General features: G+C 59.0%; 9 protein-coding genes and 1 pseudogene. 5 read left to right on the top strand and 5 right to left on the bottom strand.

The window, feature by feature from the left end; genetic code table 11:
- Together KGB21_RS17295 and KGB21_RS17290 are read left to right on the top strand one after the other, a co-directional pair.
- A pseudogene (locus KGB21_RS17295) lies at positions 1-194 on the top strand (IS110 family transposase); the annotation flags it as partial.
- 342 nt (positions 195-536) lie between these two features.
- A complete protein-coding gene (locus KGB21_RS17290; RefSeq protein ID WP_223505944.1) occupies positions 537-1,565 on the top strand; it encodes a hypothetical protein in 1,029 nt (342 codons plus the stop codon).
- Between the two features lie 103 nt (positions 1,566-1,668).
- Here KGB21_RS17290 and KGB21_RS17285 read toward each other — a convergent pair whose 3' ends face one another.
- The 4 genes from KGB21_RS17285 to KGB21_RS17270 all read right to left on the bottom strand — a co-directional run bounded on the left by KGB21_RS17285 (position 1,669) and on the right by KGB21_RS17270 (position 6,603).
- Positions 1,669-2,532 (bottom strand): HlyD family secretion protein, encoded by an 864-nt coding sequence (locus KGB21_RS17285; RefSeq protein ID WP_034148948.1) that lies wholly within the window; start codon positions 2,530-2,532, stop codon positions 1,669-1,671.
- A 10-nt stretch (positions 2,533-2,542) separates the two neighbouring features.
- Positions 2,543-2,743 carry a DUF1656 domain-containing protein gene (locus KGB21_RS17280; protein WP_007896379.1) on the bottom strand — a complete coding sequence of 67 codons (201 nt, stop codon included), beginning with the start codon at positions 2,741-2,743 and terminating at the stop codon, positions 2,543-2,545.
- Complete coding sequence (locus tag KGB21_RS17275; protein WP_034149228.1) at positions 2,733-4,925, bottom strand: FUSC family protein; 2,193 nt, start codon at positions 4,923-4,925, stop codon at positions 2,733-2,735. Before KGB21_RS17275 ends, KGB21_RS17280 begins: the two co-directional genes overlap by 11 nt.
- 178 nt (positions 4,926-5,103) lie before the next feature.
- Positions 5,104-6,603: an efflux transporter outer membrane subunit gene (locus KGB21_RS17270; protein WP_223505942.1), complete on the bottom strand. Its 1,500-nt coding sequence runs from the start codon at positions 6,601-6,603 to the stop codon at positions 5,104-5,106.
- A 268-nt stretch (positions 6,604-6,871) separates the two neighbouring features.
- On the opposite strand from KGB21_RS17270, the gene KGB21_RS17265 reads away from it, so the two are divergent.
- A complete protein-coding gene (locus tag KGB21_RS17265; RefSeq protein WP_034148946.1) occupies positions 6,872-7,840 on the top strand; it encodes a LysR family transcriptional regulator in 969 nt (322 codons plus the stop codon).
- Between the two features lie 670 nt (positions 7,841-8,510).
- Here KGB21_RS17265 and KGB21_RS17260 read toward each other — a convergent pair.
- Positions 8,511-9,527: an IS110 family transposase gene (locus KGB21_RS17260; RefSeq protein WP_223505940.1), complete on the bottom strand. Its 1,017-nt coding sequence runs from the start codon at positions 9,525-9,527 to the stop codon at positions 8,511-8,513.
- 308 nt (positions 9,528-9,835) lie between these two features.
- Here KGB21_RS17260 and KGB21_RS17255 point away from each other — a divergent pair, with 308 nt between their 5' ends.
- Together KGB21_RS17255 and KGB21_RS17250 are read left to right on the top strand one after the other, a co-directional pair.
- The gene (locus tag KGB21_RS17255; protein WP_034149510.1) at positions 9,836-10,996 is read left to right on the top strand and encodes an efflux RND transporter periplasmic adaptor subunit; all 1,161 of its coding nucleotides are present in this window, start codon (positions 9,836-9,838) and stop codon (positions 10,994-10,996) included.
- Positions 10,993-14,094, top strand: a complete 3,102-nt coding sequence (locus KGB21_RS17250) for a multidrug efflux RND transporter permease subunit (protein WP_223505938.1) — start codon at positions 10,993-10,995, stop codon at positions 14,092-14,094. Before KGB21_RS17255 ends, KGB21_RS17250 begins: the two co-directional genes overlap by 4 nt.
- The last annotated feature ends 3 nt before the right edge of the window (positions 14,095-14,097 follow it).

Here is a 14,097-nt window from a genome sequence, read left to right as displayed (position 1 = left end):
ACAACGCGGCAATGGCGGCTTGTCGATCTCCAATCTGGAAACCTTTTTATGAGTCCTATCTGGCCAGAGGCCTGGCAAAAACCCAAGCCCTGGTCATCCTCGCGCGCAAGCTGTGCCGGGTGGCATTTGCTCTCATGAAAAACCAGAGCGAATACCAGCCGAATTTAAGGCTGCAGGGTTCCCCTGCAACATAGAATCTCCCACAGTTGGAAATGTGAGAGCGGGCTGCTCGTTAAGAAGGCCACCCGGTCTTCCGGTTATGTACCAAATGCGGATACATCTGCAACAAATAGAATATCTACGCAAGAAAAAACAGAATCCCCGCCGCTAAAATCCAGCTTTGAAAAATACAGTAACAAAACCCTTCAAACACTGTAAGAAAATTCGACAACGACGTAGCGAATTATCCTATTCGCAGTTATAGCGTTGCCAAACCCTACTCCCCAACTAAAATCCACCACCTTGGTTAAATGCCTTATACCAGATATAACGCATCAACCTAGAATTATTTGGACATAACCTACTGAGATACCACTTTGAAAGTCCGCCACCCACACTCACTCTCAATAATATTTTTACTCTCCACCCTCACCTTAAACATTACCCTCGCCGACGATACCAACCCAAGCAAACCCACATTAGAACTTGACCTGAAAAAACTACGTCCAACACCTAAACCTAACAACTATTGCAACCCCAATTTAGACAGCGACATTTTATTCGGAATAGGATACGAATTATTCTCACAAGACAATTACCCAGAGGCAAAAAGCTGCTTTACCATGGCAGCACCCAATTACGACAGAGCATTCTGCTATCTTGCAATAATCGCTCAACATGATGATGAGCCGGATGAAATCAAACGAAATACCGAAGCTCTCAATTACACTAGATATGCCGCATCAAAAAATGATTGGTGTGCAGAATACAGAATGTATGAAAACTACAAATATGGAGTGAACGGTCTAAACCCAGACAAGGGGTTTGCCCTTTACTGGCTCAAGCGCTCAGCGATGCATGGGTATCCCGAAGCACAACAATTGTTGAAAATCTATCACTTCAAACAAGGCGAACTCCCCCTAAGTTACGCCTGGTCTAAAATCATTGGCCAACAGGCTGACGAGCCCATTGAAAGAGCCTTCAAAAACATGACAAATGATCAGATTATTGAAGGAAAAAAACATCTCGAAAAATTAAGTAAATCCGTCACATCAAAGCAAACACTAAAAGACGAAGCATTAAAAGAAAACATTGCCTTTCTCTCAGCGGGCATCCATTTAGACTACCCTGAGACCTTCAAGGATGCCACTTACGAAGAACGCTACGAGTACATCAAAAAAACAGTGAATGAAGTCGCAAAAAAATCAAAACTCAAATCAAAAAGCGATATATTCAGCTTTATTGTTATCGCAAGACACGCGCAAAAAACACAAAAAAAAGAAGACATCCTAAACAATAAAACAATAATGAACATATTAGAAAATCGTGAATTCACCACCTCAGAAAAAATCGAAAAGTCTCTTAGCATCTTAAACAAACCGCAACACCAACAAACCAGCAGTTAAGTACACAAACCATTTATTGAGCACAGGTGTATTTTCCGCTTCTACGACTACATTTTTTAACCCAGCCGTAGAAGCACACTATCTTAAACAACAAACGTAGAAATTATTCCATACGGCTCTGATTGACCACCACCGTACAAGTAATCCCCGCCGCCAACAGCACCCCTTCCGGCACTTCATCAATGTGTATCCGCACCGGCACCCGCTGCGCCAGACGCACCCAGTTGAACGTCGGGTTCACATCCGCGATCAGTTCACGGCTTTCCGGGTTATCGCGGTCGTAGATGCCGCGAGAAATACTTTCCACGTGCCCCTTGAGCACTTCGCCGCTCATCAGTTGCATGTCGGCCTTATCACCGACGCGCACGTGGGGCAGTTTGGTTTCTTCGAAGAAGCCGTAGACCCAGAACGAGTTCATGTCGACTACGGCCATTTTCGCTTCGCCGATGCGGGCGTAGTCGCCGCGATGCACGTTGAGGTTGGTGACGTAACCGTCCACCGCTGCACGGACTTCGGTGCGTTTGAGGTTGAGTTCGGCGGCCTCCAGTTGCGCTTGCGCATGCTGGTAATCGGCGAGGGCCGAGTCGGCGAGGTTGCTCGCGTCGTCGCGGTTTTCCCGGGAGATCACCAGGTTGTCCATGTCGGCGCGGCGATGGGCGTTGACCTTGCGCATCTCCCACGTCGCCTTGCGCGAGGCCACCAGCGACTGCGCCTGCTTGACCGCGAGGCGGTAGTGCTCGGGGTCGATGCGCATCAGCAGGTCGCCCTTTTTCACCAATTGGTTGTCACGCACCGGCACGTCCACCACTTCGCCGGTGACGTCGGCGGCGACGTTGATGATGTCGGCGCGCACCCGGCCATCGCGGGTCCACGGGGTCTCCATGTAGTGCACCCAGAGTGTGCGACCGATCCATATCGCCAGGGCCAAAACCAACAGGGTCGCGAGCAGGCTGAACAGCTTTTTCATCAGGTCGTTCTCAACGGTAAACAGTCAGCGCCAATGCGCCGAACAGACAGGTAAACAGACTCAGGCGCAGCAGCGCCGGGTGCCAGAAGAAGCGGTACAGGTCGAACCCTGACAGGAAGCGATCCAGCGCCCAGGCCAACGCCGCCGCAATGAAAAACATCAGGGTCATGGTCGGCATGTACACGCCGTGGAAGGCGATTTCACGAGGCATCTTCAAGTCCTTGGGGCTTGGCAATGGTGTAGGCGGCGAGCGGCGATTGCGGGTCCAGCAGCGAAGTGCGGATGAAGTGCAGGTAGCTCTTCACCCGGCGCAGCGCCGAGGTGTCGAAGTGCGGGGCGAAGGGTTCGTCAGTGGCTTGCACGCGGCTGATCGCATGGTCGACGGCGATCAGTGCGCGCTCCAGATTGCTTTGCCCCGGTTGCAGGAACAGCCGCACCAGTGCACGGCCCATCACGCGAATCGACTGGCGCCACGGCTGGGATTCGGCATACGCCGGATGCACCGGCAGGATCGCCTGTTCCTTGCGTAACTCGATGATCGCGTGACCGACTTCCAGCACCACGAACATCCAGCGCAACAGATCCCGCTGCACTTGCGGCTGTCCCGCTGCGAAGCCGTAGGCCTGATGCACAAGGTCACGGGTTCGACTTTCGAAACTCGACGCCAGGCCCTTGAGTTTGCCGCTGATGGCGTACACCACCTGACCACGCAGATCCTGCTCCAGCCGACGCCACAACCAGCGACTGTTGGGGGGCAAAATGATCGCCCCCGCCGCCGCGCACACCAGCATGCCCAGCACCATGGCGATGTAGTCGTTGATGAAGGTGTACGGGTTGTAGACCGTGAGGTTGTCCGGCACCGAACCGGTACTGAAGAAGATCAGCAGCCCCAGACCGACCCCGGCGTATTGCGGTCGCGAGGTCAGGAACGAGCCGAGCACGATCACCGGCGCGAGCATCACGCACAGCAACGGAAAACCATCGATCCACGGGAAGATGAAAAACATCTCGACGAAGCCGATTAGCGCCCCGAGGAAGGTGCCGCAGGCCATCTGGAACGCCATGCGTTTCGGGTTGGGTGTCGCGGCGGACAGGCCAACCGTGGCAGCGGCGATCAGGGTCATGGTCGCCCCGCTCGGCCACGCCGTGGCCACCCAATAGCTACCCAAAACCACCAGAATGAATGCCGCACGAATCCCCGAAGCCGCCGACGCCAGCCAGTTGGTTTGCGGGGTGAACGGTTCGTCCCAGCGCTCCCGTTCATGGCTGTGATCGGCGAGGGACGCGTGGGTCTGTGCATAACTGTGCAGGTCGTCGACGAAGCGATAGAGCAGTTCGTACGCGGTGTGGAAATCCAGTTGCTCGGCGTCGCTCGGGTCGGTCTCCTGGAAGATCGCCCGCAGGCTGCGCACCCGCGCCGGCAAGCCTTCCTTGTAAGCCGTCAACGCCGTGACCAGACGCGCCGCATCGGCGCTGGTCAGCGCACGACCGCTGAAGCCGTCGAGCAATTCGGCGAGGTCTTGCAACCCCGGTTTGATCGCTGCCACTGCAGGGTCAGTGCCGCTGTCGCGCAGGCGCTCCAGCAACTGATGCAAGGCGTTGAAGCGTGTAGTGATGCCCATGAACTCACTGTTCAAGCGGCTGAGACGACCATTACGCCGGCGCATGTGCGGGTCTTCGAACACGGTCACGCTGCGCAGCCCTTCCAGGCCCACCGCCTCGGCAATGAAGCGCACGTTGCTGGCCTCGAACGCCTCGCGCCGACTGCGGCCGCGCAAGCCGTCGGTGACGAACAACGCGAACACGCCGAAGCGCTGGTACAAGGCGTTGCGCATGGCGGCGCTGGCGGTTTGCGGGAGGATCGCGGCGCTGACCAGGGTCGAGCAGAGAATCCCCAGGGAGATTTCCAGCACCCGCCAGACCGCGGCCATGAACGCGCCTTCCGGATGCGCCAGCGCCGGCAAGCCGACCATCGCTGCGGTGTAACCGGCAAGCACAAAACCGTAAGCGCGAAAATTGCGGCAACGCGCCGCGCCGGCCGAGCAGATGCCCACCCAGATCGCCAGCGAGCCGAGGAACAGTTCGGTGTTCTGCGCGAACAAGGCAATCAGCGCCACCATCACCGCCGACCCGGTCAAGGTGCCGAGGAAGCGATAAAAACTCTTGGCGAACACCTGCCCGCTTTGTGGCTGCATGACGATGAACACGGTGATCATCGCCGTGCGCGGTTGCGGCAATTCCAGGCGCATGGCCAGCCAAAGCGTCAGGAACGCCGCGATCAACACCTTGAAAATGTACACCCAGGTCACGCCGTCGCTGCGTGCCCAGTCGAAGAAACCCCGGCGCCATTCAAGGGAGTACAGCCAGCGCAAAGGTGCGGGCAAGGGAGTCATTAAATCCTGCTCAGTGAGGAAAATCTGGAAACAACCGCAACCCTGTGGCGAGCGAGCTTGCTCGCGCTGGGCTGCGAAGCGGCCCCCGGAACTCTGGTCGCCCATGAAGATTTTGTGAGTGCTGCGCACTCAAGCGGGAGCAAGCTCCCTCGCCACAAGTGAAACCTTGCCTGAATGGTCATTTCAAAAGGCTCGGGGTTTTCGGTGCCTGGGTCTGGCTGTCTTTCGGCACATCATTGCCCGCCCCCAGACCGCCACCCAACGCCGTCACCAACTCGGCATGCGCACTCAATCGCGCCGCCTGCACTTGCTGCTGCACTTGCTGCTGCTTGAACAACAAGGTCTGCGCGTTGAGCACATTGAGGTAATCGGTAAGCCCGCGTTGATAGGCGATCATTGCGATGTCGTAAGTCTTCTGCGCAGTCGCCACCGACTCGGCGGCGAAGGTTTGCTGCTTGTCCATGGACTCGCGGCGGATCAACTGGTCGGAGATGTTTTTCAGCGCGTTGACCAGGGTCTGGTTGTACTTGGCCACTGCCATGTTGTAACCGGCCGAGGCTTCACCCAGCTCCGAACGCAACCGCCCACCATCGAAGATCGGCAGGGAAATCGCCGGGCCGACGCTGTAGTTGAGCTTCTTGCCGGTCAAGAACTCCAGCGCCCCGCCGCCGGTGGCCATGTAGCCGAGGCTGCCGACCAGATCGACGTTGGGGTAGAAACCGGCGTGGGCCACATCGATACCACGCGCTTGCGCCGCCACTTGCCAGCGACTGGCGACCACGTCCGGGCGTTGGCCGAGCAATTGCGCCGGCAGCGAAGACGGCAGTTTCAGCGGCGCACCCAGTGACAGCGTTGGCCGCTGCAACTGCCCGCCCTCGCCCGGGCCTTTGCCTGCGAGTGCGGCCAGTTGATTGCGGCTCAGGGCGATTTCTTCGTCCAGTGCGTCGATCTGGCGATGGGTTTCCGGCAGCGGCGTTTCGGCCTGACTGACTTCGAAATGGGTGCCGATGCCGCCGTTCAGGCGCTTCTGTGCCAGTTCGAGGATTTGCTGCTGCTGCTGCAGGGTCGCCTCGACGATGTCCCGATTCGCGTAATGCAGCGACAGTTCGATGTAGACGCGCACGATGTTGTTCTGCAATTCGAGCTGGGCCTGGCGCGCTTCGGCGACGGTCATGTGGGCCATGTCCACGGCGCGCTCGGTGGCATTACTTTCACGGCCCCAGAGGTCGAGGGCGTAGCTGAAACCCAGCGCCGCGTTGTTGTCCCAGGTGGTGCTGTTGGCCAGATCACCGGGGCCGTAGAACTGATCGGTGGGCCAGTTGTGGCGCTTGAGGGTGGACTCGCCGTTGATCTGCAACGACTCGGCTGCCTCGGCAACGCCCGCCATGGATTTGGCCTGACGCACCCGGGCCGCCGCCATGGCCATGGTCGGGCTGCCTTGCACGGCGAGGTCGATCCAGCGATTCAGTTGTGGGTCGCCATAGGCCTGCCACCATTGGCTAGCGGGCCAGTGGGCATCTTGAGCAGCGCTTTGAATCGCTTCATCGGTGGTCAGTGAATTGGCCTCCAGCGCCTTGCCTTGTGGGCCAATACCTCCGGTTCCGATGCAGCCGCTGATTGCCAGGGTTAAAGCCAAGATACTGAGCGGCTGAAGCGCTCTGTTGATGCGACGCGGCACTGCTGAAAATTCCTGAGGTGGGGAGATGGCCCCTGTAGGAGCTGCCGCAGGCTGCGATCTTTTGATCTTGCTCTTAAAAACCAAAATCAAAAGATCGCAGCCTTCGGCAGCTCCTACAGGGGTGATCGCAATTCTATGGATGAGCATTGATGGCGATAAGCTGGGATTCTTGTGAATCTTTGTTACCGTTAGCGCGATAATCCCTTGGTCGGGGTCTCAGTCCCTGAAACTTCGTGTCACAATTTGCCATCGAACCCGAGAGCACCCCATGGACACATTGCAAAACATGCGCGCCTTCAGTTACGTGGCCGAGGCCGGCAGTTTCACCGCCGCCGCCGTGCAACTGGACACCACCACGGCCAACGTCTCGCGCGCGGTCTCCAACCTGGAAGCCCACCTGCAAACCCGTCTGCTCAACCGAACGACCCGACGCATCGCCCTGACCGAAGCCGGCAAGCGCTACCTGCTGCGCTGCGAACAAATCCTGGCCTACGTTGAAGAAGCCGAAGCCGAGGCCAGTGACGCCCATGCGCGCCCGGCCGGACAACTGAAAGTCCACACCATGACCGGCATCGGCCAGCACTTCGTCATCGACGCCATCGCTCGTTATCGCAAAACCCATCCGGACGTGACCTTCGACCTGACCCTGGCCAACCGCGTGCCGGACCTGCTGGACGAGGGCTACGACGTGTCCATCGTGCTCGCCAGCGAGCTGCCGGACTCGGGCTTCGTCTCCCAGCGTCTGGGCATCACCTACAGCATCGTTTGCGCCTCGCCGGCCTACGTCAAAGCCAACGGCTGCGCACAGAAACCCAGCGACCTGCTCAACCACGCCTGCCTGCGTCTGGTCAGCCCGGTCATCCCCCTGGAAAAATGGGCGTTCGACGGCCCTGATGGGCAGGAAATGGTCACCATCAACAGCTCGCCATTCCTGGTGAACTCCGCCGACGCGATGAAAACCGCGATCACCAGCGGCATGGGCGTTGGTGTGCTGCCGGTGTACGCGGCGATTGAAGGCTTGCGCAACGGCACGCTGGTGCGAGTGATGCCCAAATATCGCTCGCAGGAACTGAACCTGTACGCGATCTACCCGTCACGGCAGTACCTGGATGCGAAGATCAAGACCTGGGTCGAGTACCTGCGCGGATCGTTGCCGGAGATTCTGGCGGCGCATCAGGCGGAACTGGCGGCTTATGAACTGAGCGGCAGCCTGGCGGGCGCGCGGGTGGCGAACTGAGCCGTCTGGTGGTACCCAACCTGTAGGAGCTGCCGCAGGCTCGGGCCGCGTTCGGACGATCTTTTGACGTTGATTTTTAAAGATCAAGATCAACAGATCGCAGCCTGCGGCAGCTCCTACAGGGGATTTTTACATCCGCCAAAAGTTGGTCGGCTGTCAGGCCGCCATCGCGAGCAGGCTCGCTCCTACAGAAAGCGTTCCCGCATTCACCTCCACCACTCATCAGGCCGAGCGTTAGCTCGCCTGCAGCTCTTGATCTTGAGGTGCACGCCCCATCGAGAGGCCGAGTGGAGGTTCTGCGCAGTGGGCACCGCGGCAGGGATGCCGCGGTAGCCGCCCCCGGCCATGGATGGCCGATGGCGGCGGGCCCACGGAGCAGGACCGGAGCGAGGGCATGCCGAGCCACAGCGAGGCACCGAACGAAATGTATGGTCAGCCCATCTTCTGCCACCCAGCACTGATGAGCGGTAAATCGAGCTTGCGCTAATGTATCCGGGCTCAGTGTGAGCACGGATAGCGCTCGGCCCTTGATGAGTAGTCGCTCCTGCCTGTCCTTTATAAGGGGCTCAGCCTCAAAAGCTACTTTCGTTCCGAGGTTTTCAGCCAGGATGTCTGCCGTTTATCGTCATCAGCTACTGACGTCGCAAAAGCCGGTGGTGAAGTGTATGGATCAAGCCAAAAGCTGTGAGTTATAGGTGCCGCCCTTGGTTAATAACACCCAGATGATTCTGGCCATTTTGTTCGCCAGGGCACAGGCCACTTTGTTCAGAGGCTTGCGGGCGAGTAAGTTTTTGGCCCACATACCGAGGGCGTCGGTTCGGTGATCGACTCGGCACAAAACGGCGTGAGCGCCCTGTACAAGCAGGCTCCTTAGGTATTTATCACCTCGCTTGCTGATGCCGAGGAGGACAGTTTCGCCACCTGTTGAATACTGTCGCGGTACCAACCCCAACGATGCTGCGAAGTCGCGGGACGATTTGAAAACCGAAGCGTCGCCGACATCGGCCACCAGAGCGCTAGCGATGAGGGGGCCGATGCCGGGGATGCTTTGCAAGCGTTGGCCGGCGTCGCTTTGGACGAGGTTTTGCTTGATCTCGACATCAAGTTTTTTGATCTCGCCAGTCAGCTGCCGAATATCTTCAAGCATGCGCTCAATGGCGTTTATCAAACGGATGGGAAGTTCACGGCTTTGCATCAGGCCCGAGACCCGATCAAGGGCGGCGTATCCGGCGGGAAAGATCACGCCGAACTCCAGGAGAAATCCATGCACTTGATTGATGACGGCGGTGCGTCGACTTACTAAGGACGTGCGCAGTCGGTGCTCAGTGCACAGCACCTGCTGTTCTACGGTTTTGACTTGGACCGAACGGGTTCTAGAGCGCGAGGCCGCTTCACAAATGGCCTCGGCATCAATGAAGTCGTTTTTGTTGCCGGTAACATAGGCCTTCACATGTTGCGGTGCGATCAACTGCACTTGATGGCCTTGCTCCTTGATTTTCCGGGCAAGCCACTGAGATCCGCCGCAGGACTCCATGGCAATTTTGCAGGTCGGAATCTGCGCCAGATAAGGGAGCAATTGGTTGCGGTTGAGTTTTTTACGCAGCACCTGATGGCCCCTGGCGTCCTGTCCATGCAGGTGGAAAGTGTTCTTGCTGATGTCGATGCCTAGAAGCGTCATGGTAGCCATGAGAGATCCTCCTTCGGTAAAGAGAGTGCCTCGGCAAGTTTAGACTCGCCGAGGTTCTCGCCGGGCTGACCATCTCATTAGGGGCAAAAGCGCTTTGGTTACTTTCGCGCTTTTCGAAAGTGACTCGCTGTAAGAGCGAAACCAAAAGCGGCCGTTACCGCAGAAATGGATATGTACTCTATCAACCCAAAGCCTGGTCGGCCCAAACTGACAGCGCCGTCAGTTAGCAGTCACCTTCCTGACCGCCAAACAGGTTTATAAAGGAACATACCAACCTCTCGACCACCCAGCCCCGGCGCCCCACTCGCATGCGAATTCAGCAAAAACCCGCCCTGCTCGTCGCCCTTCTGATTGTCCTGGCAGCGCTGGGCTTGTGGTACGCCAGCAAACCCGCCAAAACCAGACTCACCGCCAGCACCGCCATCCCCGTACGCGTGGTCAGCGTCACCGAAAAAGACGTGCCGCGCTTCATCAGCGGCATTGGTTCGGTCCTCTCCTTGCACAGCGTGGTGGTTCGCCCGCAAATCGACGGCATCCTCACGAAAATCCTGGTCAAGGAAGGTCAACTGGTGAACAAGGGCGACCTGCTCGCCACCATCGACGACCGCTCGATCCGCGCCAGCCTCGACCAGGCACGGGCGCAACTGGGCGAGAGCCAGGCGCAACTGCAAGTGGCGCTGGTCAACCTCAAACGCTACAAACTGCTGAGCGTCGACGACGGTGTCTCGAAGCAGACCTACGACCAGCAACAAGCGCTGGTCAACCAACTCAAGGCCACCGCTCAAGGCAATCAGGCTTCGATTGATGCCGCTCAGGTACAACTTTCCTACACGCAGATTCGCTCCCCAGTCACCGGCCGCGTCGGTATTCGTACCGTGGATGAAGGCAACTTCCTTCGCATGACCGACGCCCAAGGCCTGTTCACCGTCACCCAGATCGACCCGATCGCTGTCGAGTTCTCCCTCCCGCAGCAACTGCTGCCGACCCTGCAAGGCCTGATCACCGATCCGCAGCACGCTCAGGTCAAGGCCTACATTGGCGCCGACACCGATGGCGAAACCGGCAATCTGCTGGGTGAAGGGCATCTGACCCTGATCGACAATCAGATCAACGCCAACACCGGGACCATCCGCGCCAAGGCCGAATTCAACAACCCCGGACAAAAGCTCTGGCCGGGTCTGCTGGTGACGGTAAAAATTCAGACAGCACTCGATAAAGATGCGCTGGTGGTCCCGCCCAGCGTCGTACAGCGTGGCCTCGACCAGCACTTCGTCTACCGGGTCAACGGCGACAAAGTCGAAACCGTCCCGGTGCAAATGGTCTATCAAAGCAGCGGCCAGGACACGATCAAAGGCGTCAAGCCCGGCGATATTCTGGTCAGCGACGGCCAGTCGCGGCTCAAGCCCGGCTCCACGGTCCAGGTGCTGACTGAGCCCCCACAAGTGGTGCAATCGGAGGCCGCACAATGAAGGGCCACGGTTCAATATCCGCGTGGTGCATCGACCATCCGGTGGCGACGGTTCTGCTGACGTTCGCGTTGGTTTTGTTGGGCGCGATTGCGTTCCCGCGTCTGCCGATCGCGCCGCTGCCGGAAGCCGAATTCCCGACCATTCAGGTCGCCGCCCAACTGCCCGGCGCCAGCCCGGAAACCATGGCGTCATCGGTGGCCACGCCCCTTGAAGTGCAATTCAGCGCCATCCCCGGCGTGACCCAGATGACGTCGAGCAGCGCCCTCGGCTCGACCAACCTGACCCTGCAATTCACCCTCGACAAGAGCATCGACACTGCCGCCCAGGAAGTGCAGGCCGCGATCAACACCGCCGCCGGCAAACTGCCCAAGGACATGCCGAACCTGCCGACCTGGCGCAAGGTCAACCCGGCCGACAGCCCGGTGCTGATCCTCAGCGTCAACTCGTCGCTGATGCCCGGCCCGGAACTCAGCGACTTGGTGGAAACGCTACTGTCGCGTCAGCTCAGTCAGGTCAACGGCGTAGGACAGGTCGCCATCACCGGTCAGCAACGTCCGGCGATCCGCGTCCAGGTTTCGGCAGACAAACTCGCGGCCATCGGCCTGACCCTCGCGGACATTCGCCTGGCGATCCAGCAAACCAGCCTCAACCTGGCCAAAGGTGCGCTGTACGGCGAGTCGAGCATTTCAACACTGTCCACCAACGATCAATTGTTCCACCCGGAGGACTACAGCCAACTGATCGTTTCCTACAAGGACGGTGCACCGGTTCATCTGCGCGATGTCGCCAAAGTCGTCAACGGTTCGGAAGACGCCTACGTCCAGGCCTGGGCGGGCTCGCAACCGGGGGTGAACCTGGTGATCTTCCGCCAACCGGGAGCCAACATCGTCGAGACCGTGGACCGCATTCAAGCCGCACTGCCGGGCCTGGAAGCGATGCTGCCGGCGTCGGTGCAGGTCAAGGTTCTGATTGACCGGACCCAGACCATCCGCGCCTCGCTGCACGAAGTGGAAATCACCCTGTTGATCGCGATCATGCTGGTGGTGGCGGTAATGGCGCTGTTCCTGCGTCAGTTGTCGGCGACCTTGATTGTCTCGGCGGTGCTGGGGGTGTCGCTGATCGCCAGTTTTGCCCTGATGTACGTGATGGGTTTCAGCCTCAACAACCTGACGCTGGTAGCGATCGTGGTCGCCGTGGGGTTTGTGGTCGACGACGCGATTGTGGTGGTGGAGAACATCCACCGGCACCTGGAGGCCGGCGACGGTATGCGCGAAGCGGCGATCAAGGGCGCCGGGGAAATCGGCTTCACCGTGGTCTCGATCAGTTTCTCGCTGGTGGCGGCGTTCATTCCGCTGCTGTTCATGGGCGGTGTGGTCGGGCGGCTGTTCAAGGAGTTCGCCTTGACCGCCACCTCGACCATCCTGATTTCGGTGGTGGTGTCCCTGACCCTTGCGCCGACCCTGGCGGCGCTGTTCATGCGCGCCCCGGTGCATGATACCCACGGCAAGAAAGGGTTCGGTGAGCGCCTTCTGGCCCTCTATGAAAAAGGCCTGCGCCGCGCCCTCGCCCATCAAAAGATGATGATCGGTATTTTCGGCCTGTCAGTGGCGTTGGCGGTCGGCGGCTACATCTTTATACCGAAAGGTTTCTTCCCGGTGCAGGACACCGGTTTCGTCCTCGGCACCACCGAAGCCGCTGCCGATATTTCCTACGGCGATATGGTGAAAAAACACCTGGCAATGGCCGAAATCGTCGCCGCCGACCCTGCGGTGGAAACCTTCTCGCACTCGGTCGGCGTCTCCGGCAGTAACCAGACCATCGCCAACGGCCGGTTCTGGATCACCCTGAAAAAACGCGGCGATCGCGATGTGTCGGCCAGTGAATTCATCGACCGGATTCGCCCGCAATTGATGAAAGTGCCGGGCATCGTGCTGTACCTGCGCGCCGGCCAGGACATCAACCTCAGTTCCGGCCCGAGTCGCGCCCAGTATCAATACGTGCTCAAGAGCAACGACGGCGCGGTCCTGAGTACCTGGACCCAGCGCCTCACGGAGAAACTGCGCAGCAACCCGGCGTTCCGCGACGTTTCCAACGACCTGCAACTGGGCGGCAGCATCACCCACATCAGCATCGACCGCAGCGCGGCGGCCCGTTTCGGCCTGACCGCCAGCGATGTCGACGAGGCGTTGTACGACGCTTTCGGTCAGCGGCAGATCAACGAATTCCAGACCCAGATCAACCAGTACAACGTGATCCTGGAACTGGACACCAAGCAGCGCGGCAAAGCTGAAAGCCTCAACTATTTCTACCTGCGCTCGCCCCTGAGCGGCGAGATGGTGCCGCTGTCGGCGCTGGCCAGATTCGATGCGCCGACCATCGGCCCGTTGTCCATCGCCCACGACGGCATGTTCCCGGCCGCCAACCTGTCGTTCAACCTGGCACCCGGCGTGGCATTGGGCGACGCGGTGATCATGCTCAACCAGACCAAGGCCGAGATCGGAATGCCGGTGGCGATCAGCGGCAATTTCCAGGGAGCGGCCCAGGCGTTCCAGAGTTCGCTGGCCAGTCAGCCGTGGCTGATCCTCGCGGCGCTGGTGGCGGTGTACATCATTCTCGGCGTGCTCTACGAGAGCTTCGTGCATCCGCTGACGATCATTTCGACGCTGCCTGCGGCGGGGCTCGGCGCGGTGATCATGCTGTGGATCTGCGGCCAGGACTTTTCGATCATGGCGTTGATCGGCCTGGTGTTGCTGATCGGCATCGTCAAGAAAAACGGCATCCTGATGATCGACTTCGCCCTCGAAGCGCAGCGCAAAGGAGGAATGTCAGCGGAAGAGGCGATTTTCCAGGCCTGCCTCACGCGGTTCCGGCCGATCATCATGACCACCCTCGCCGCCTTGCTCGGCGCCCTGCCGCTGATGCTCGGCTACGGCACCGGCGCCGAGTTGCGCCAACCGCTGGGGATCGCGGTCGTCGGCGGCTTGCTGGTCAGCCAGGCGCTGACGCTGTTCACCACTCCGGTCATATACTTGTGGCTTGAGCGGCTATTCCATCGGCCCAAACCATCGCCTGTACCGGCGCTGGCGACCACAGACTGAGGC

This window comes from Pseudomonas sp. GL-RE-29 (assembly GCF_019947275.1).
Classification (GTDB): domain Bacteria; phylum Pseudomonadota; class Gammaproteobacteria; order Pseudomonadales; family Pseudomonadaceae; genus Aquipseudomonas; species Aquipseudomonas fluorescens_A.
The sequence above is the reverse complement of the archived record's forward strand: the minus strand, read 5'-3'. Positions and strand labels throughout refer to the sequence as shown.